The sequence below is a fragment of the Pelosinus fermentans DSM 17108 genome, assembly GCF_000271485.2.
GTDB classification, from domain to species: Bacteria; Bacillota; Negativicutes; order DSM-13327; family DSM-13327; genus Pelosinus; species Pelosinus fermentans.
The window spans coordinates 1,730,433-1,749,036 of sequence record NZ_AKVN02000001.1 but is presented as its reverse complement, the minus strand read 5'-3'; the positions used below and the strand labels follow the sequence as shown (position 1 = coordinate 1,749,036).

Sequence of the window (18,604 nt, the reverse complement as noted above, 5' to 3'; positions counted from 1 at the left end):
ATGTCTAGCAATCGTAACCTAAAACAAGAAATTAACGAAAAATTAATGGATGAAACCTTGCGCGGTTCTCTAAATCGATTTGCAGAAGCGTACCCAATTGCTCGCGCTAAGGCTTATGAAAGTGTTGATGACATCGACGCCTTACGTAACTCTGTAAGAGATATGAAAATAGCTACCGTGGAAAATTTGGAGAAAATTGCTGATCAATTCGAAGAACAAGTAACCAAAAGAGGCGGAAAAGTCTTTCGCGCTAAAGATGGCGATGCATTAAAAGAATATCTCTTTAATCTGTGCAAGGAAAAAGGCGTTAAACGAATTGCCAAATCCAAATCTATGGCTACCGAAGAAATTCATTTGAATCACTTTTTAGAAGAAAAAGGATTACATGTTAAAGAAACAGATTTAGGGGAATGGATTATTTCCATTGCTGGACATAAACCATCTCACATGGTTATGCCTGCCATACATTTAGATCGAAATCAGGTTGCAAAGTATTTTTCCCAAGAACTCAATAAAGATATAGAGCCTGATATTGCTTATATGGTACAAGAAGCCAGAATCGCCCTAAGGGATGAATTCCTGCATGCGGATATGGGTATTACGGGTGCTAATTTCGGTATTGCAGAAAACGGTGCTACCGGCTTGGTAACCAATGAAGGAAATGCTCGCTTAGTAGCAACGCTGCCACCAATTCAAGTCGTCATTATTGGTTATGAAAAATTGATTCCTACCATTAAGGATGCCGTGCCGATCTTAAGAACCTTGCCAAGGAATGCAACGGGTCAGCTCATGACCAGTTATATGAGTATGATTTCTGGTGCTGCTCCTGCTTTAGTAAAAAAAGATGGTCAATGGGTGGAGCAAGAAAAAGAACTTCACGTTATTCTTTTTGATAACGGACGTTTAAAAGCAGCAAAAGACGATAAATTAAAACAAATTTACCAATGCGTTCGCTGTGCTTCCTGTTTGAATGTTTGCCCAGTTTATACCTTGGTTGGCGGACATGTTTACGGTCATATTTATGCAGGTGGCATTGGTGCCATCTTAACTGCTCTCCTAAATAGCATGGACGATTTCAAACAAATCAATGAAATGTGTATTGGCTGTCGCCGTTGTACTGAAATCTGTCCTGGTAAAATTGATATTCCTGGTCTGATTGAATATCTTCGAGCAAAATCCGTTGAACAAGATGGCCTGCCTTTTGGTGTAAAAGCAGTCTTTGAAAACGTTCTTGCCAATCGAAAAGTCTTCCACAATTTACTGCGTTTAGCCTCAATTGGACAAAAACCTTTTACCACTGGACGTGTTATTAGACATCTACCATTATTCTTTGCTGGTTTAGCAGCTGATCGAAGTTTACCAGCCGTAGCAGACAAACCGTTTAGAGATCGAGTAAAAAAAGTTACTAAAAAGATAGACAAACCAGTGAAACGTGTTGCCTTCTTCAGTGGTTGTAATATCGACTTTATCTTCCCTGAAACGGGAGAATCCGTCTATAAAGTACTGCAAGATCTCAATATGGAAGTTGTCTTCCCTGAAGATCAAAGCTGCTGCGGTAAGCCAGTATTAGGTATGGGCGACCATGAAACAGCTAGAAAAATTGCCAAACAAAATATTATTGCCTTTGAAGAAGCTAAAGCTGACTATATTATGTTTGCCTGCCCAACTTGCGCTGAAACTTGGCACCTTACCTATGTAGAGCTGTTTAAGGATGATCCAGAGTGGAGCAAGCGAGTCGAGAAACTAGTTCACAATGTACGTGAATTTACTAGCTTTATTGCTGGTGAATATGATAAAATTGGCCGTCTAACCAAAACTACTGGCGGACAAAAAGTAACCTATCATGATTCTTGCCATATGAAACGTGGTCTTAATGTGCACACTGAACCTAGACAATTGCTAGAATCTGCACCTGGTTATGATTTCGTGGAAATGAAAGATTGCGATAAATGCTGCGGTATGGCTGGCGCATTCGGTGTGAAGTATACAGAGCTATCTATGCCGATCTTAAAAAAGAAAATTGATAATATTAAAGACAGCGGCGCTGAAGTAATTGCTGTAGCCTGCCCAGCTTGCATGATGCAAATTCAAGGTGGATTGGATAAACAAGCTCCTAATGTTAAAATCAAGCATGTTGCAGAAATTATTGCCGAACAAATCAAAGACTAGTAAATAATAAGAGGTTGAGAGCGATTGCTCTCAACCTCTTATTATTGTTTGCTCTGTTCGCAAAGTTTCTGTAAGGAGAACCCTAACCGCAGAGACGCAGAGTGCGCTGAGGGGTATTTTCCAACTCTATTCTCCATCTTTCCTCTGTGTTCTCTGCGCCTCTGCGGTTCGCTTTCATATGTTTTTTTAAGACAGCATTAAAATGCCTTTGCTCTTTAACTCTTCTTTGATCTTAGTCAAGACTTCTTCATTAGGTATCTCTATGGTATGTAAGTGTACGCCACCAGTGATACTTGCTAACTGCTCTGCCTTGCCATCTTTTAACTTATGCAGAAATTCTCCGATTTCACGACGAGATCCTAACATTAAGTTCGCCTTTAACTCACCGTATAAGGAATGATCTACAATGACATCCAGTACCTTGCCACCATTGTCTACAATAATAGATAGTTCTTCTTCTAATTCATCTTGGCCGTGCTTACAGGCTAGGGTAGCTTTAATACTCTTAGAACTTTCTACTAATGGCAATAGATATCCTTGAGGCGTAGCATATATCACATTTCCTGCAGCACGTAAAATAGCAAAATCAGTGACAATCACTTGACGGCTGACACCTAGCTCTTTTGCCAGCCAAGTTCCTGTCAATGGCTGCTCTGCTGCCCTTAGTTTCTCTAACAATCGTCCTCGTCGCTCTCTTGCATCCATTATACTATGCCCCCTATACTTCCTATTTACATTAAGAAAGCTTCACAGCCATCTTAATTGATATGCCTTTTAGCAAACAGAACCCTTTCACTTTCACAATTCGGTCAAAATGGATTTTTTCCTGCTCATTGTCTATCTTGATCCATATTACATAGGATGATGATAACAAAAAATGAGTATCAGAATCTTCATTCTAATACCCATTATCATCTCTAATTTGGTGGGCGATGACGGGATCGAACCGCCGACATCCTGCTTGTAAGGCAGGCGCTCTCCCAGCTGAGCTAATCGCCCGTAACTATGTTGGTGACCCGTGGGGGAATCGAACCCCCGTTATCGCCGTGAAAGGGCGGTGTCTTAACCGCTTGACCAACGGGCCACATATGGCTCCTCGAGTAGGACTCGAACCTACGACCGATCGGTTAACAGCCGATTGCTCTACCAACTGAGCTATCGAGGAATAACAACATTTATCATTATATATTATCTTAACCATAAATGCAATAGGGTAAACTAACTTTTTAAAATTTTATTACGAAAAAGTAGTGATCAGTCTTATTTCAATAATTCTTGTACAAAATTCGGCAGCACAAATGAGCTTCTGTGAATGTCTTTATTGTAATATCGAGTAGTTAGCCCTTGCTGATTTTCCACACTAGATTGAATCGGATCATATTTCTTGGAACCCATGGTAAAGCAATGTAATCCGCTAGGGTAAGTAGGAATGTTCGCCAAATACATTTTAGTTATAGGAAATAACTGGCGAATCTCTTTATTCACATATGTAATTAACTCTTGGTGATAAAAAGGAGATTCTGTTTGCTGTACAAACAGTCCATCGTCTTTTAACGCCTTATACACATTAGTATAAAACGCAGGTGTAAATAGGCCTTTACCGGGGCCTATAGGATCGGAGCAATCTACAATAATAATATCATATTTATTTTCAGCCTGTTTCATATGAGAAATTCCATCACCAATTTTAAGCTCCAATTTAGGATGGTTATGAATCATAGCTTCACTAATTTCCGGCAGAAATTTTTTACAGACATCAACCACTAAACCGTCAATTTCAACCATTTCTGCTTTCTCAACACACTCATGCTTTACAACCTCACGTATTGTACCGCCATCGCCACCGCCAATAACTAGCACCTTCTTAGGGCTAGGATGGGTATATAAAGGAACGTGAACGATCATTTCATGATAAATAAATTCATCAGTCACCGATGTTTGAAATACACCATCAAGCACTAACATGCGGCCGAATTGGTGAGAATCCACTACCGCGATCTCCTGAAAATCAGACTTTCCCATAAATAATGTTTCTTTTACCCGCGCTCGTAATTCTAAGTCTTTTGTTTGCGCCTCGCTAATCCATAGGTTCATCTTTGCTTCCCTCCAACTTTTTATTTTATCGATGATCACTCTTATTTTAGAGGCTTTATGTCCACTTTTATGAGTTCTTTTTCATTACAGCCAGTATCATTTCGCAATATACCGCCCGTCATTGCAATCATTATAAAAAATCTTTCTTTCCCAAATTCTTCTATATCCATAAATTCTATCATAAAATAGCCTTGGGGAAAAGGTCTATTTCTTTTCCCCAATCACCTAATGCAGCATCAACCTTAACTCATACCGACTTTTCCAATGCTTTATATGACGCAATGTACTAGCTACAATTAGACTTACCTGTCGTATCGTCTTTTATTCCTAAATCACCTGGACAAGTCCCCTTCGGCGTATTCCAGATAGAATTAATTGCATGTGTCGCATTCAATTGTGTCATCAGCCAAATATAAGTATCACGAAATTGAAATAAATCAAATTGTGTATCTTTTAATCCATTCATAATCCAAGCCCCTAGCCAAATTATAATAAAAATTGCAGTATAGGCTCCAATACATTTATTCGGGAAATAAATAACCTGTTGAATATTTCGCCACATTATATCTCACCCTCCACAAGTAGAAGTATCCACTAATAAATAGTCTTTTCTCTATCCTATTCAATACAAGTAAAAGAGGCCCGCTCATTTTATCCTCAAAGACAAAATGAGAGGGCCTCTTACATCCTGATTATCGATAGAAATAAATAAAGGTAGCAGCCACATTCACAATAAGGGCACCAATCATGGGAATCGACGTACGTTTTACTACATCAATTGGCGATACATTTGCAATACCTGAAACGACTACAATAACCGCAGTAATTGGGGACATACTGCGGGCAATACTTGCAGCAAAATGCATTGGCAATAGCATCAAAACTGGAGCAATATCCATCTTAGCGGCTACAACAGGAGTTAAAGCTACAAAAGCAAAGAATGGTGCATTGCCTGACCCCATGACCACAGATGATACTGCAATAATCGATACCATGACAATAATCATGCCAGCTCCACCAAAACCTGCTGATTGAGCAGAACTAATAATCGATTCAATGGCTCCCACTGATTTTAACCCTTGAGCAAAAGTTTCCCCCGCTACGACCAAGGTAACTACAGCAGCAAACTGAATGCCCATGCCGTCAAAAAAAACTTGCAGATCAGCAAAGACTTTTTTAACATCTCTTTTACGAAGAAACTCAAAAATCATAGATACAAATAAACTAATAAACATCGCATTCACAATATCCATTTTGATTCCTTTAATGCCAATATCACTAAAGGCTAAAATCAGTACTAAAGGCACAACAGGCAATAAGGCAAAGATCCCTGGAGGAAGTTCCTCTTCTGTTTTATTCGCGACTATATCTGTCCGCTCTACAATGTGTCCTTGTTTTTTATCAAACCACTGTTGGACAAAATAATGTAATACCGCAACTACCACCATTACCGTTAAAGCAACGGGAATTTGATACTGAGTCCAATAAGTCGCAATGTCCATACCAGCAGTATTGGCTGACAAGACACTGCCAGGATCTCCAGGGCTCCAATCCAAGCACAAAGTAGTACCAATCACCGCCGTAGCAGCTAATCGACTGACGCCAAGACGTACTAAAATAGGAAACATGGTAACCATGAGCAGCATGCCTAAACCAGAGGCACTGTTAATGAACAAACCTAATACCTGACCAACTAAATAACACGCAGCCAACATTACATAGGGGGCATGAAGTCTTTGCAATGGCTTTATGGCAATATTCACCAAGGCTTTGCTAGCTCCAATATGGTCCATATATCGGGCAAAACCTCCTACTGCCATAATACTAAGACCAAGACCAGCGGCTCTGCCACTCAGCGTCTTTTTAATAAATTCAAACAAATCAAACCAAATGAGTCCCGTACTCTCCTTAGCTGGCAAAATCGTTCCCAAACCAAAAATAACAGCACATGACATAAGAATAAGACCACCAAAAACTAAAACAGCTTGTGTCTTGTATTGCTTTAAAATCATGTAGACAACCATTGACGTCACAATAAGTGCTAATAATATTCCTAACATTTTTATTCCTTCCTCCTATATATCCCTTTCCGCTTTACCATCTGAAGACCAACTCATTTTCCTACAGTAAATGTATTTAAAATACATTATATATAGTTCTATAGATCTTCATTTTCTCCTGCAGGTGTACATTTCATTTACAATTAAATTTATTATATATTTTGAAAATTTAATAAATTTAATTGTAAGATACATTTTTCAATATCTAGTTACTTTTACTTGGCGAATATTATATAATCAATAAAACACTATAAATTATATTATGAGGTACCTATGAGTAGAATGACAATAGCACATCTTAAGACAGGCACTATTTTTGGTGATAATAACACCGCAGAATATGTATATCTGCCAGCCAGCGAAATTGGCATGGAAGAGCCCTTATGCGTTCTTGAAACACCTAAGGGACGGCAAGATCTCAACATGAAACAAGCCTTATCTTTTATATTAAAACTCAGCTTAAGACCAGTATATCACCCTCGATTAGGACGCAGTTCTTTCTAGCTTGATTAGAGTAAAGCCTTTCCTATGTTTTGCAGCATAGAAAAGGCTTTCTTTCTTAAATCTTACTATATAAAATTGACTTCAGCCACATCTTCATTATTTTCGGCAAAGATTACTGTACCCTCTATGGTCTTTCCTGCCAAGACTGCAGGCAGCCAATAGATGTCATCCTGCCACATTTCATCATAAGGGATATCGGACTGTGAAAACCATTGAGGTTTCATTTCTTCCGTTTCTACTGGTTCCCCCTGCCAGATACGCACTTGAAAGATATGTACATCATGCCGCAGCTGAGGGCTTGCAGGAAAAATGAAATCCAGTTTACCTGCGTATTCCAATTGCTTCTCCTCCACCTGTATACCACTTTCTTCTTCCAGCTCCCGTACAGTTGCTTGCAATACTGTTTCACCCTCTTTAATTTTACCACCAAATCCATTATATTTTCCTTGACCAAAACCTGTTTTTTTCATCCCCAGTAAAATTTTATCTTTTTTAAGCAAAAAACAGAGTGTGGTTGTATACATTTTCTCATCTTCTTTCTTTTAAAAAGTGCCGGTCATATCCTCTTATCACCCCATAGCTAAGCTTGCATAGCAAGAAAAGTATTGCCGGGAAATACTCCCCCCTCTGGCAGTAACAATTTATATTCAAGTTATTTACATCATATATCGTATAGACACAATAAAAAACAACAGTCTATAAAGACAGTTGTGAAAATGCCAGTATTTATTCTAATAAAAATTTTTCCATAACGTGTACATCAATCCATTTTCCATCTAACATTCCTTGTTTTACGTAAGTACCAACCTTTGTAAAACCAAGAGAATGGTAGAGTTTATGGCCTGTACGATTAACAGCCAACGTAGTCAGCACCATCTTATAAAAATCTTCCTTTTTCGCCACTTGAATTAAGGCCAATAATAAATGTTTGCCAAACCCCTTATTCCGTTCTTCTCTTTTAATATAAATGGATAAGTCAGCAACACCCCGATAACATTCTCTGGCATTAAAAACATTGAGCGAAGCCCAGCCTTTTATCTTATTCTCTGTATCTTCTATTACTAATACTTTATGTCTGGAACTCCTGCTTCTCAGCCATTCTGCCATTTCTTCAACACTTTTTGTATTGGTTTCTAATGTAGCAATTCGATCTTGTATGCCTTGATTATAAATTTCCGTAATTTGCTCAATATCACTTAGCGAAGCAATCCGAATAAAAAACGTACCTTCAGGCAATTCTAACGTTTCCTGCATCTTCCCCTCACTCCTACTTCTTACTCCTTGGTTTCTGATTGCTAATCAAAATCATTCTTTGAAATAGCATGCTCTCTGGCATACTGCCGTAAACACTGATGCACACACGCAATCTCCTCTCGAGCAGGCAGAGCAGCAATCAGCTTATCAATGTACCCTTGCTCTACCATATAGGAAAAAGAATAGGAAAAGTAGATATCATATATCCAAGACAAACGAAAAAGCATTAAATCATTTCCTGTCTTAATGTCTGGATACTCCACTAATTTCCCCTGTAGTATATCCTCAACGATCTTTGCTGAATACACATCAGCATTTCCTAACTCCTGGGGCAGAGGGATCTTATTATCCTTATCTTTCGTGATTAACATGGAAAAGATGTCTATCTTATCGGCATCACGAATAATCTTTGCAGGAATTAGCCACTCTTCATTTTCACCGATTGGCAACTGACGCCGATTATGGTATAGTACAGCATTTTTCACAATCCTCTTTTCTTGATCACTTAGTCCTGCAGCCTGCAGACTGCCCGTTTCCTGCAATACGTCCAATCCTAGCTGAGCATGATTCACAGACATTACATCATTAAAGGTTCTATACGTCTGATATTGCTGAAATCTTCCAATATCATGAAGTAAAGCAGCAATTTTGATGTGCTGCATCTGTTCAAAAGAACAAGTTAACCATGTACCAATTCTCACTGCATTTTCCAATACTCGCATCGTATGCTCTTCTTTTAATCGAATGTGAAATTGCAACTGCTCATCAGTAGAATAAAAACCCTCAACATAACCATGAAACCAGTTTTTAAGAAATAAAAAAGCATGTTCCTTCATGGGACCTCCGCTTATTTGGCTTTTTTCTTTTCCGCTTTACTAGGAACGCCTGTTAATATGATTTGCTTGTCCTGGGTTGTTACCTTAACATCAAAATCAACAATGCCTTCCTTATATAGTTTAACTTTTAACTCCAGTAATGCTTTTCCTACCTTTTCCTGCAACTCTGGCGTAAAAAACTCACTTTCATAATTCTTATTATCTTTTTGTATTCCCTTTACAGGCTGAGGAGCTGCTGTTTCTTCTGCATAATTTTCATTTTCAAAAGTTAGATTCTCTTTGTAATCACCAAACATAGCTGTGTCACTTAAATTTTTTGGTATTTTCGCCATATTTCATTCACCCTATCATCTAGAATTTTATACCTATATTATAGCACAAATCCAATTACTTTTCGTTTTTTCCTGCTGTTAACCAGGTATATAACCCTTCTCCTGCAGTGACTCCAGGTCTTGGTACCCAATTTTTCTTTTCTAGCCATTTACGAATAGCCCCTTCTCCATCTGGCTTTATCAGTAAAACCTGGGGACCAACCAAACCAATCACCCAATTGGATAATTTGCTTTGCGCAAGAATCTCCGTCGCCATTTCGGGAGTATCACAAGCCAATATCATTGCTCTGGAAAATAAGGTTTTATCATAAGCCGTGGCCCACTGCTGTAGTGTACACAACACATTCTCCGCGGGAGGTACTTTACTATGATCAGCAATCAGCGCAAATAAATCATCAACTGAAGCTCCTCCTTTTAACGCGCGAAGTACGCTGCTGCGAGTAAATTCTCCTTGATATACATAATCCTGAACCTGAGTCTCAGCAAAAACCGATAACATCCACACCACATAAGGACTTACATTTTTCGGAACGAAAAAGGAAAGATCTGGCTGAATGATCAGCTGCTGCTCCAGTTCAATGGGTAAAACCTGCCGCCATTTATCAAATAAAAGTGCAAAAATGACTTCCGTATCTTTATGATACAAATCGATTTTAACCATTTGGCTAATAGCCTTACCTGGGTCTTTCTCTTCTGCCAGCCACTCGGCCAAAGCTAACCCCAAAGGAGTCAATCGCCAGAAATTTCGCGGCATTTTCCCTTCCATCAGCCATTGAGTTGGCAGTTCGGCCGTAGTCTTTTCAAATAATCCACAATACATAAATGGCTCTAATACAACTGCCTCTAACCACTCTTCACTGCTAAAAGGATCTTTATCATGAAAAAGCACCGAAGATTCATCTGTAATGCTTTTCATCATTAAAGACGCGCCAGTTAACCATGTTCCGTTTACCTTGGCTGCATATTTTAATAAATTAGCAATAAAAGGAAGACTCCCTCCCTTATGATATTGAATACGAGAGATTTGCCAGCTCAAAATATAGAGTAAGCGATGGGATGCCGGCGAAAAAATGAAATCATCCCATTTTTCCCCATTTAATTGATAATAGCAATAGTCACCTTTATCAACTACAACCTTTAAGGCTCCCATCTCCTGTAAAATCCCTAAAAGCATACGTGTCATATTCGTATATAAATTTTCATCAGCGGCTTCTTCCCATTCGTCAGCTGCTGCAGAGCTTAAGCGTGACATTAAACGACGCAATACGGATTTTGCCATGAACTTTTTCACAGTAAGTTTTGGTTTTTCTATATACAAAAATGCGGATAGCTCAATCAAATCCGCAAGAGACTGTCCTCCGCTATCAATTGCAGAATGCGTGGCCGGAAGCTGCGCTTCTAAGAAATAATAAAATGCAGACATTTTATCAAGTGTTTTCTTAAAGTCGGGTATAGCTAACAGAGACTGAGGCATCTGCCCTTCTAGCAGCCATCCCTTTTGCAGCAAGTCGGTAACTGCAGCATCAATTTTTTTCACAGGCACTGTCGAAGAATACTTTTCATATATTTGATTTATAGCGACTGGCTTGCCAGCGAATTCACATAGAAAAGCCATTATACTTTGCTCTTCTTCTCTCAATTCATGATATACACCTGCAAATCGTGGGATATGGAAGATAGCCTCACGTAGTAATTTAGGAACATTACCCACCCAGCCGCTTACATCAAATAACCAACACATTTTATTTAAGGCTGTTTTATTCAATGCATAGATTTCTTCTAAGGTATATGCATGATCCAAACGTAAGGATAATTTTTTATTTGGCAAAATTCCCCATTCCTTCCCTTGCCAATGTTTCATCAAAATCCAAAATTTGATACTGGTATCCCTGCTCTGTTAAAAATAATTGACGATGGTGAGCAAATTCCTGTTCCCGAGAATCCTTAGAGACTACACTATAAAAATAAGCCGATCGACCATCATCTTTAGGCCGCAAGATTCTGCCCAAGCGCTGAGCCTCTTCCTGGCGAGAGCCAAAAGCTCCAGAAACCTGCACACCTACTGCGGCATCCGGCAGATCAATGGCGAAATTAGCTACTTTTGATACAATCAGTACTGGAATTTTTCGATTGCGAAATGCTTCATACAACTCATCACGTTTTACTGTTGGCATCTTGCCAGTGATGAGGGGAAATCCAAAATACTCGGCAATCCCTTCTAACTGCTTTATATATTGACCAATAATCAATATACCTTCTCCAGCATGTTTATGCAAGATATATTCGATAGCCTTTAACTTAGAAGTATTTTCCGCTTCCATGCGATAGGCTATTCGTTCTGGAACTTGGGCACACTCCATACGCAGAGAAAAATCCATGGGCACACGTACTTCTGTACAGACTGCTGTAGCAATCCAACCGGCGCTCTCCATTTCAGTCCATGGAACATCAAGCTTTTTGGGACCAATCAAGGTAAAGACATCAGCTTCCTTACCATCTTCTCTTACTAAGGTAGCTGTTAAACCTAATCTGCGTTTTGCCTGCAATTCAGCTGTAACTTGAAAAACAGGGGCTGGCAAAGTATGTACTTCATCATAAATAACCAATCCCCAAGCCCGGGCATTAAAAATTTCAAAGTGAGGAAAGGGACCATTTTTAACAGGGCGATAGGTTACCATTTGATACGTGGTAACTGTTACTGGGCAGATATCCTTTCTATCTCCAGAATATTCGCCTACTATTTCTGCAGGCAAATCTGTTTTCTCCACAATTTCTCGCATCCATTGATGTACAGCGCTGGTTGAGGTTGTTAAAATCAGTGTATTCATTCCAACCTTTTCCATTGCGCCGATGCCAATGATCGTTTTTCCTGCACCGCAAGGTAAAACCAAGACTCCTGATCCACCCGTCTCTCGACCGCCATCATAAAAAAGATCCACAGCCTGCCTCTGATAATCCCGCAGGAAAAATTCTCGTCCTGCTAGATCCGTATGCCGTAATGCTATTGCTAACTTTTCACCATCAACATAACCGGCCAAATCCTCAATGGGATAACCGATTTTTACCAAAAGCTGTTTTATAATCCCTCGTTTTCCTGCTGGAATAACCAAGGTGTGTTCATCTAATTTTGCAGTAAAGATAGCCTTTGTCTCTTTATGTCCAGCAATGGTCATAATTGTAGGAATATCCTGGGAGTAAAGATATAAAAATTCTCCAGGCACAGTAAGCTCATCGGCTTCATGTTCTGCGATCATTGGTGGATATGCCATTAGTTTTACCAGACCATAACGACTCATGTAGCCTTCAATGTCACGACACACATTATTCGGCAAAGGGAATTTCACATACGTTAATAAAAATTCAAGCACCTGAGCCGCTGTCTGACCCGTAGCTGCAGCATTCCATAAAGATAAAGGAGTAATACGATATGTATGGATATGTTCAGGACTTTTTTCTAAATCTGCAAACGCAGACAATCCGCTGCGAACGATTTCAAAATCGGGATGATATGCTTCCAGCAATACAGAAAAATCGCCTTGAACAATCATTGGATTTGTTGGATTATATACCACATTTACCTCCTAATAATACATGCTATGTAATGGCCTTTAATCACATGCTATATCCTTATATTGTACGACGCTTAAAAGGATTCGTCAAAAGATAAAGAAGAATTAGATTCAATTCTATTATTGTGACAAGCATCACAGTATCTATACATGCTTTGCTCTATACTTACAATATAAGAAGTGAAAAAGAATGATATGGAGGATGTACCATGATTGATACAGGAAATTTAGAAAGACAACATCAGGATTTTTTCGTTTTAATGGGGAAAATATCCATACATAGATCAGAAGAACAGGTAAAAGCTAATGCGGCTGCTATTGCATTACTGCTAAATCAATTATCAGGAAAACTTAAAATTCATGCCATAAGTGAAGACAAATTTTTATATCCGTCTTTAATGAATCACAATAATCTTAACATTAAAAACATCAGTCAAAAATTTTACACAGAAATGGGCGGCTTAGCCCAAGTATTTGAAGAATTTAAAAACAACTTTGCCACTACAAATAAAATTTCTGCTAATCCGGCGGCCTTTCTTATTGAATCGCAAAAAGTCTTCACAGCCCTTCAAAGGCGCGTGGATAAGGAAAATACAGAATTATATCCGTTAGTAGTTCTATAAAGAAACAGCGAATAACATATAATGATAAACAGGCTTTGCTCTTTTCAGTATAAAAGCAAAGCCTGTTTATCATTATGCCATTACGGATTCTTAACTGTTAAAGTAAATACACTAATTTCAGGTGGACAACCAAGACGAAAGGGTATCCATTGTCCTGTCCCTGGACTAACATATCCATAGGAATGATTTTCCTGATAAAGCCCACGCATATAATGATAACTTACCGGCAGTAAGGACTTTCCTAAGATATTAACTTGTCCTCCATGGGTATGCCCTGATAGAGTAAGTGGTATTTGGGATGCAAAAGCATTAAACAAAAAATCGGGATGATGTGCCAATAATACTTTAAAAGCATCTTTCGGTATATTCTGTTCAGCCTTTGCCATAAATTGTTGCCGTGTTCGTTCCTTTTCTCCAAGATCTTTTGGCCAAGGATAATCAACACCTAATATATATACAGTCGTTCCTCCTACCTGAACCGGAATATTACCATTTCTCAGAACATGGATCGGACTATTGTGCAAAGCTCTGCTAATCCGATTAATGTCCCGAAAATATTCGTGATTACCCCAGCAGAAATAAACACCATAGGGTATTAAGGAGCAGAACTCGCTAAGTTTTATTACTGCTGCGTCAAGTAAATTCAAATCATCAATTAGATCTCCTGTTATCACTACCATGTTTGGTTTTTCTTTTATAATCAGTTGCAATACTTCATCCAATCGTTCCAAACTAAAAAATGGTCCTAAATGGGTATCACTAATTTGTGCTATTTTAAACCCTGCTAACTCTTGAGAAAGTCCTTCAAAAGGCAGCACTACATGCTCGATTACCATTTCCTTTTCTGCTGAATATACGCCTTTAGCACTTATTCCTAAGGATAATACAGGTGCAGCATAAAGTACACTTTGCAAAAATGTACGACGACTGACATCCATCTTACCAGTTTCTTTTTTAACATTCGTAAGATTTAGCAACCGTCTTATGGCAAATAATACAGGAAAAAAGCAAAGCAAAACAACTCCGCTGATAATCCAAACGTAAGCAAAATCAACAACCGGGGTTATCCATCGATAGAAAAAAGCAGCATCTGGCTGGAACCACCAATTATAGTTAATAAAGAACCAAGCAAGTCCCGTTACAAGCCAATACATATAATTTTTACTAGAAAAATTTCCATTAAGAAACCATTGAGTTAGTAAACGCCAATTCACCCAGAATATGGCTAGCATAACGATGACTAATATACTATATATTGTTACCATTCATGATCCTCCAACTATATATTTATATCATCTAAGGACATTATTTCCGAGATCCCTTCTTTCCTATCCTTGATTTTGTGTAAAGCATTAAAAAACAGTAAAAGACCTTGCCAGACTGTTTTATCATCGACAAGATCTTCTTACTATTCTCTTTTAATTGGAACCACTCTCGCCATTTCTTTTATAGTTTAAACTTCTCCACAGAAGTTCTTAACTGATGAGCCATAGCGCTTGTTTCTTCCGCACTAGCTGCTACAGTCTGCATAGCCGCTGACTGCTGCTCAGAAGAGGCTGCAATTTCTTCACCATGAGCTGCAACACTTTCTATCATCGTTGCAAGACCATTAATTAATTTTACGATTTGCTCGGAACTTGCAACTTCCGAAGAAGTTACATCACCGATATCTTTTGTTTCTGTCACGGTTTGCTTCACAGCCTGCAAAATACTATCCAAAGCGCCTCCCGCTTCATTAACAGTCGAAACACCAGAATCTACCTCAACAGCATTTTGAGCCATGGCTGTCACTGCAAGGTTTGTTTTTTCAGTGACCATCTTTACTAAGGACGTAATCTCTTGAGCACCTTGATCCGATTGTTCTGCCAATTTACGTACTTCTTCGGCAACAACGGCGAAGCCTCGTCCATGTTCCCCCGCCCGGGCAGCTTCAATCGCCGCATTAAGAGCTAAAAGATTGGTCTGCTTAGCCAAGTTGGTAATGGTATTTGTAATTTGTGAAATTTGCTGTGAATAGGTGTTAAGTTCTTCAATGACTTGACTGGAATTTTGCGTTTGCTCTTTAATATTATCCATTTTTTTCACTGATTCAGTAACTCTTTCTCGCCCTTCTTCTGCTGCATGCAATGTATTCTCGGAATTTGTAATGGTATTTTCCGATTTTGATTTTGCAATTTGAATGAGACTGGATAACTCTACTAATGCTTGAGATGCTTCCAGCATGGATTGATTGCCTAAATCTGCTTCTTGCGCTAAGTGCTGCATATTTTTAGATACATCTTCACTAGAAGAAGTTACCTCTTCCGTCGATGTCGCCATTTCCTCTGACGCACTCGCTAATTGCCCTGAGGCAGATCGAATATTCGTAATCATTTCCACGAAGTTTTTATGCATTTCCTGCAGAGAAGCTGACAATTCACCAATTTCATCGGAACTGGCAACTTCAACTTGGCTGCGCAAATCACCATTTGCATATTGATGCGCAATTTCAGTGAGCTTGACAACAGGTCTGCGAATCATATTCGTTAAGGTAATTGCAATAATGATGCCCAACACTAGCACCACAAAACTGATGATTCCAGAAGTAATAATTACAGTATTATTGGAACTTATGCTTTCTTTTATAGAACCATTTGCCACTTCAACATTACTTTGAGCAAATCCGTCCAGTGCCTCTTCAATTGCCTGGGATTGAGGTGCGACCCGCTTTGCGAAGTCTGCCAATTTTACTTTGGTTTCTTGTGCTTTACTGTAATCACCTGCTGCAATTAGTAGATTATACTCTTTAGCAAGTGGCACAAACTCTGCTATAATTGTATTTTTATACTTCATCGTTTCATCAATTACAGCTTGAAATTCCTGCTTTTTCTCAGGTCTGGCAAGTGCCAAAAAATCGTTCTCCAGCTGTATAACCTTTTCAAAATCATTATTAATTCGATTTAAATAGATATCGTCTCCATAGGCGGCATACGCACGAAGGTCAGATACAGTGATTTTATATTGAATCGTAATGGCATCAGCAATCGCCATGCGGACATTTGCCTGATTGATGTTTTCCAAATCATTTTTTGCATCATTTAATGAAATAAATGAATTAATTGCCATAATAAAAATCAAGACAATTACAATTGCAAAACTAACAGCAATTTTGGCACCTATCTTTAATTTTATTTTCATTTTAAACTCATCACCTTTGATCATTATTTTTTCAACTATGAAAAGATTTGACCAATCTTGAAATAGTCATTTTATAAAACCTTTTTTAGCGAATTAAAATTCCCACACCTGAAGCATCATCCTTGCATTCACCACTGTTAAGAATTTTTTTGGACAATTCGTGAATACTCCAAAAATCCAGCTCATGATCCATAGGCTGGACAATTCTCTCAAACAAACCATCTGTTAAAAATAGAAAACTCTCACCGGATGTAAAATGATAACTTCCCTGATCATAGACCTCATCTTCATTAATCCCTAAGAAAAGTCCGGGGGTTTTTATAATGTGTGGTCCTTGCTCTTTTAAGATGATAAAATGATTAATTCCTCCCGCTGCATAGGTGAGAGTATTGCACATGAAATCAAACTCAAATAAAAATACACCGGCGAATTGTCCCCCTTTAAAAAAGGGCATCACTTCTTTATTAATCCATGCCAGTCTGTCATTTATTGTAATGTTCTTCTTAATCGCTTTTAAAAAAAGATATTTTAGGATACTCGTCTGCAGTGCAGCTGCAACACTATGCCCCATAACATCAATCATAATGCCAAACAGCAATTGAGATTTTTCTTCATAAACAAAATCATATAAGTCTCCACTCACATAATGATGAGGCTGATAAACCGATCGGATACGAAATAATTCATTTTCTAAATCTCGTGGCAGCATTCTATGCTGCACTTTACCAGCCATTTGAATTTCTTCCCGCATTTTTCCATCAAAGGTAAGGTTTCTTATAACAGCAGCAAAAACAGGAGTTCCATGTAACTTCATATAACGGGCACTTACTTCTACTTTAAAAATAGTTCCATCTTTTTTAATATGGTTGGTAGTAAAAATATACCCCTCTTTATGCGTCTTAGCTAACTCCATATTTTCTCGCAATGTTCTCATTGAACTGTTTGCTATATCATCCGCGAACAAGGTCAAAAATTCTTCTTGGGTATATTGATACAGCGTCAGTGCCTTTTGATTCATAAATAATATTTTTCCATCTTCAAAATCGATTAATAGCAGTGCATCATTGATCATGTTAAACAGATCAAAACGCTGGCAATAATCACACATACCGCTAAAAATCCCCTGTGAAACACTCATCTACTTAACTCCTTACTATGCTTGCATCGTAAATACCTTGTTTAATCTTGTTAATTCAAATAATTCCTTTACGACACCTTTGGCACCTGTTAAGGTTACATGCCCTTCTTTCGGCAGCACCTTCTTTTGTATCGCGACAAGTACACCAAGACCTGAACTATCAATATAATCTACATTGTGCAGTTTGATGATAAATTGTTTATATCCAGATTCTATGAAACCCATCAGCTTTTCTCGTAATACGGCAGCGTCCTCCACATACATACTTCCAGATAAGGTTACAATCACTTCTTTTTCACTAATATTTGTAGTAATCTCCAATTGTGTATCCCCTCTCCATGTTCAATTTCCTCATCTTATAAACTGGTATAAGTTCTAAAAGGTTTACAATAGGCAGGATTAATTTTTTTTACTAAGGTAATCTCATTTCCTTTGGTGTTCCACCAACAAGAATCTACATAAAGACCTATTAAATCAAGGCCTCGCCCATTTTCATCCCATAATTCCATGCCAGCAGTTTTTTTCGTCTTTACGAACCCGTCACCTTCATCGCGAATAATAATTTGTACATCTTCTGGTGATCTTTCTATAATAATCTGTACCTTTTTAGTATTATCTTCCTTATTACCGTGAAAAATTGCATTATTAACCCCTTCATTGATGGCAATAAATAGACGAAGGGCGTCCTCTTCACACGTTTGAACCAATTCTCTTTTTATTGAATCCCGCAGAATCGCAAATTCTGCAAGTGAGGAAAAAGAGTACATTACTTTTTACCTCCCCATTTTGATAAAATATCGTTTTTTATTAATACTTACTAACAATGTATCTATTTTCTCTGTTCTCTG

General features: G+C 38.3%; 19 protein-coding genes and 3 tRNA genes. 3 read left to right on the top strand and 19 right to left on the bottom strand.

The window, feature by feature from the left end:
• Window positions 1-2,169 carry an L-lactate dehydrogenase (quinone) large subunit LdhH gene (ldhH, locus tag FR7_RS07735; protein ID WP_007930779.1) on the top strand — a complete coding sequence of 723 codons (2,169 nt, stop codon included), beginning with the start codon at window positions 1-3 and terminating at the stop codon, window positions 2,167-2,169.
• A gap of 186 nt (window positions 2,170-2,355) precedes the next feature.
• Here the strand turns inward: ldhH and FR7_RS07730 are convergent, their stop codons facing one another.
• From FR7_RS07730 to dcuC, 8 genes are all read right to left on the bottom strand, one after another.
• The gene (locus FR7_RS07730) at window positions 2,356-2,874 is read right to left on the bottom strand and encodes a transcription repressor NadR (protein ID WP_007930781.1); all 519 of its coding nucleotides are present in this window, start codon (window positions 2,872-2,874) and stop codon (window positions 2,356-2,358) included.
• A 218-nt stretch (window positions 2,875-3,092) separates the two neighbouring features.
• Window positions 3,093-3,168 (bottom strand) — tRNA-Val (locus FR7_RS07725).
• Between the two features lie 10 nt (window positions 3,169-3,178).
• A tRNA-Glu gene (locus FR7_RS07720) sits at window positions 3,179-3,253 on the bottom strand.
• Between the two features lie 5 nt (window positions 3,254-3,258).
• Window positions 3,259-3,334, bottom strand: a tRNA-Asn gene (locus tag FR7_RS07715).
• Between the two features lie 95 nt (window positions 3,335-3,429).
• A complete protein-coding gene (gene speE / locus FR7_RS07710; RefSeq protein WP_007930785.1) occupies window positions 3,430-4,263 on the bottom strand; it encodes a polyamine aminopropyltransferase in 834 nt (277 codons plus the stop codon).
• 41 nt (window positions 4,264-4,304) lie between these two features.
• Window positions 4,305-4,445, bottom strand: a complete 141-nt coding sequence (locus FR7_RS24145; RefSeq protein ID WP_007930787.1) for a hypothetical protein — start codon at window positions 4,443-4,445, stop codon at window positions 4,305-4,307.
• Between the two features lie 104 nt (window positions 4,446-4,549).
• Entirely contained in the window at window positions 4,550-4,825 is a 276-nt protein-coding gene (locus FR7_RS07700; protein WP_007930790.1) for a hypothetical protein, read from the bottom strand.
• A gap of 130 nt (window positions 4,826-4,955) precedes the next feature.
• Window positions 4,956-6,323, bottom strand: coding sequence for a C4-dicarboxylate transporter DcuC (gene dcuC / locus FR7_RS07695; protein ID WP_007930791.1), 1,368 nt, complete (start codon window positions 6,321-6,323; stop codon window positions 4,956-4,958).
• 273 nt (window positions 6,324-6,596) lie between these two features.
• Here dcuC and FR7_RS07690 point away from each other — a divergent pair, with 273 nt between their 5' ends.
• The gene (locus FR7_RS07690; RefSeq protein WP_007930792.1) at window positions 6,597-6,827 is read left to right on the top strand and encodes a hypothetical protein; all 231 of its coding nucleotides are present in this window, start codon (window positions 6,597-6,599) and stop codon (window positions 6,825-6,827) included.
• Between the two features lie 65 nt (window positions 6,828-6,892).
• Here the strand turns inward: FR7_RS07690 and FR7_RS07685 are convergent, their stop codons facing one another.
• The 6 genes from FR7_RS07685 to FR7_RS07660 form a co-directional block, all read right to left on the bottom strand.
• Window positions 6,893-7,327, bottom strand: a complete 435-nt coding sequence (locus tag FR7_RS07685) for an 8-oxo-dGTP diphosphatase (protein ID WP_237715532.1) — start codon at window positions 7,325-7,327, stop codon at window positions 6,893-6,895.
• A 226-nt stretch (window positions 7,328-7,553) separates the two neighbouring features.
• Window positions 7,554-8,081, bottom strand: coding sequence for an arsinothricin resistance N-acetyltransferase ArsN1 family A (locus FR7_RS07680; RefSeq protein ID WP_007930794.1), 528 nt, complete (start codon window positions 8,079-8,081; stop codon window positions 7,554-7,556).
• A 41-nt stretch (window positions 8,082-8,122) separates the two neighbouring features.
• On the bottom strand, window positions 8,123-8,917 hold the full coding sequence (locus FR7_RS07675; RefSeq protein ID WP_007930795.1) for an HD domain-containing protein: 795 nt from the start codon (window positions 8,915-8,917) through the stop codon (window positions 8,123-8,125).
• 11 nt (window positions 8,918-8,928) lie between these two features.
• Complete coding sequence (locus FR7_RS07670) at window positions 8,929-9,249, bottom strand: BON domain-containing protein (RefSeq protein ID WP_007930796.1); 321 nt, start codon at window positions 9,247-9,249, stop codon at window positions 8,929-8,931.
• Window positions 9,250-9,304: 55 nt separating this feature from the next.
• Window positions 9,305-11,110 (bottom strand): helicase-associated domain-containing protein, encoded by a 1,806-nt coding sequence (locus FR7_RS07665; RefSeq protein ID WP_007930797.1) that lies wholly within the window; start codon window positions 11,108-11,110, stop codon window positions 9,305-9,307.
• On the bottom strand, window positions 11,067-12,821 hold the full coding sequence (locus FR7_RS07660; RefSeq protein ID WP_007930798.1) for a DNA repair helicase XPB: 1,755 nt from the start codon (window positions 12,819-12,821) through the stop codon (window positions 11,067-11,069). The genes FR7_RS07665 and FR7_RS07660 overlap by 44 nt, the downstream gene beginning before the upstream one ends.
• A gap of 206 nt (window positions 12,822-13,027) precedes the next feature.
• On the opposite strand from FR7_RS07660, the gene FR7_RS07655 reads away from it, so the two are divergent.
• Window positions 13,028-13,441 carry a hemerythrin domain-containing protein gene (locus tag FR7_RS07655; RefSeq protein WP_007930799.1) on the top strand — a complete coding sequence of 138 codons (414 nt, stop codon included), beginning with the start codon at window positions 13,028-13,030 and terminating at the stop codon, window positions 13,439-13,441.
• 80 nt (window positions 13,442-13,521) lie between these two features.
• Here the strand turns inward: FR7_RS07655 and FR7_RS07650 are convergent, their stop codons facing one another.
• The 5 genes from FR7_RS07650 to FR7_RS07630 form a co-directional block, all read right to left on the bottom strand.
• Window positions 13,522-14,706: a metallophosphoesterase gene (locus FR7_RS07650; RefSeq protein WP_007930800.1), complete on the bottom strand. Its 1,185-nt coding sequence runs from the start codon at window positions 14,704-14,706 to the stop codon at window positions 13,522-13,524.
• A gap of 181 nt (window positions 14,707-14,887) precedes the next feature.
• Window positions 14,888-16,618 carry a methyl-accepting chemotaxis protein gene (locus FR7_RS07645; protein ID WP_007930801.1) on the bottom strand — a complete coding sequence of 577 codons (1,731 nt, stop codon included), beginning with the start codon at window positions 16,616-16,618 and terminating at the stop codon, window positions 14,888-14,890.
• An 85-nt stretch (window positions 16,619-16,703) separates the two neighbouring features.
• Window positions 16,704-17,756: a SpoIIE family protein phosphatase gene (locus tag FR7_RS07640; RefSeq protein WP_007930805.1), complete on the bottom strand. Its 1,053-nt coding sequence runs from the start codon at window positions 17,754-17,756 to the stop codon at window positions 16,704-16,706.
• 15 nt (window positions 17,757-17,771) lie between these two features.
• Window positions 17,772-18,077, bottom strand: coding sequence for an STAS domain-containing protein (locus tag FR7_RS07635; protein WP_007930810.1), 306 nt, complete (start codon window positions 18,075-18,077; stop codon window positions 17,772-17,774).
• 35 nt (window positions 18,078-18,112) lie between these two features.
• Window positions 18,113-18,523, bottom strand: a complete 411-nt coding sequence (locus FR7_RS07630; protein WP_007930812.1) for an ATP-binding protein — start codon at window positions 18,521-18,523, stop codon at window positions 18,113-18,115.
• Window positions 18,524-18,604: the final 81 nt, after the last annotated feature.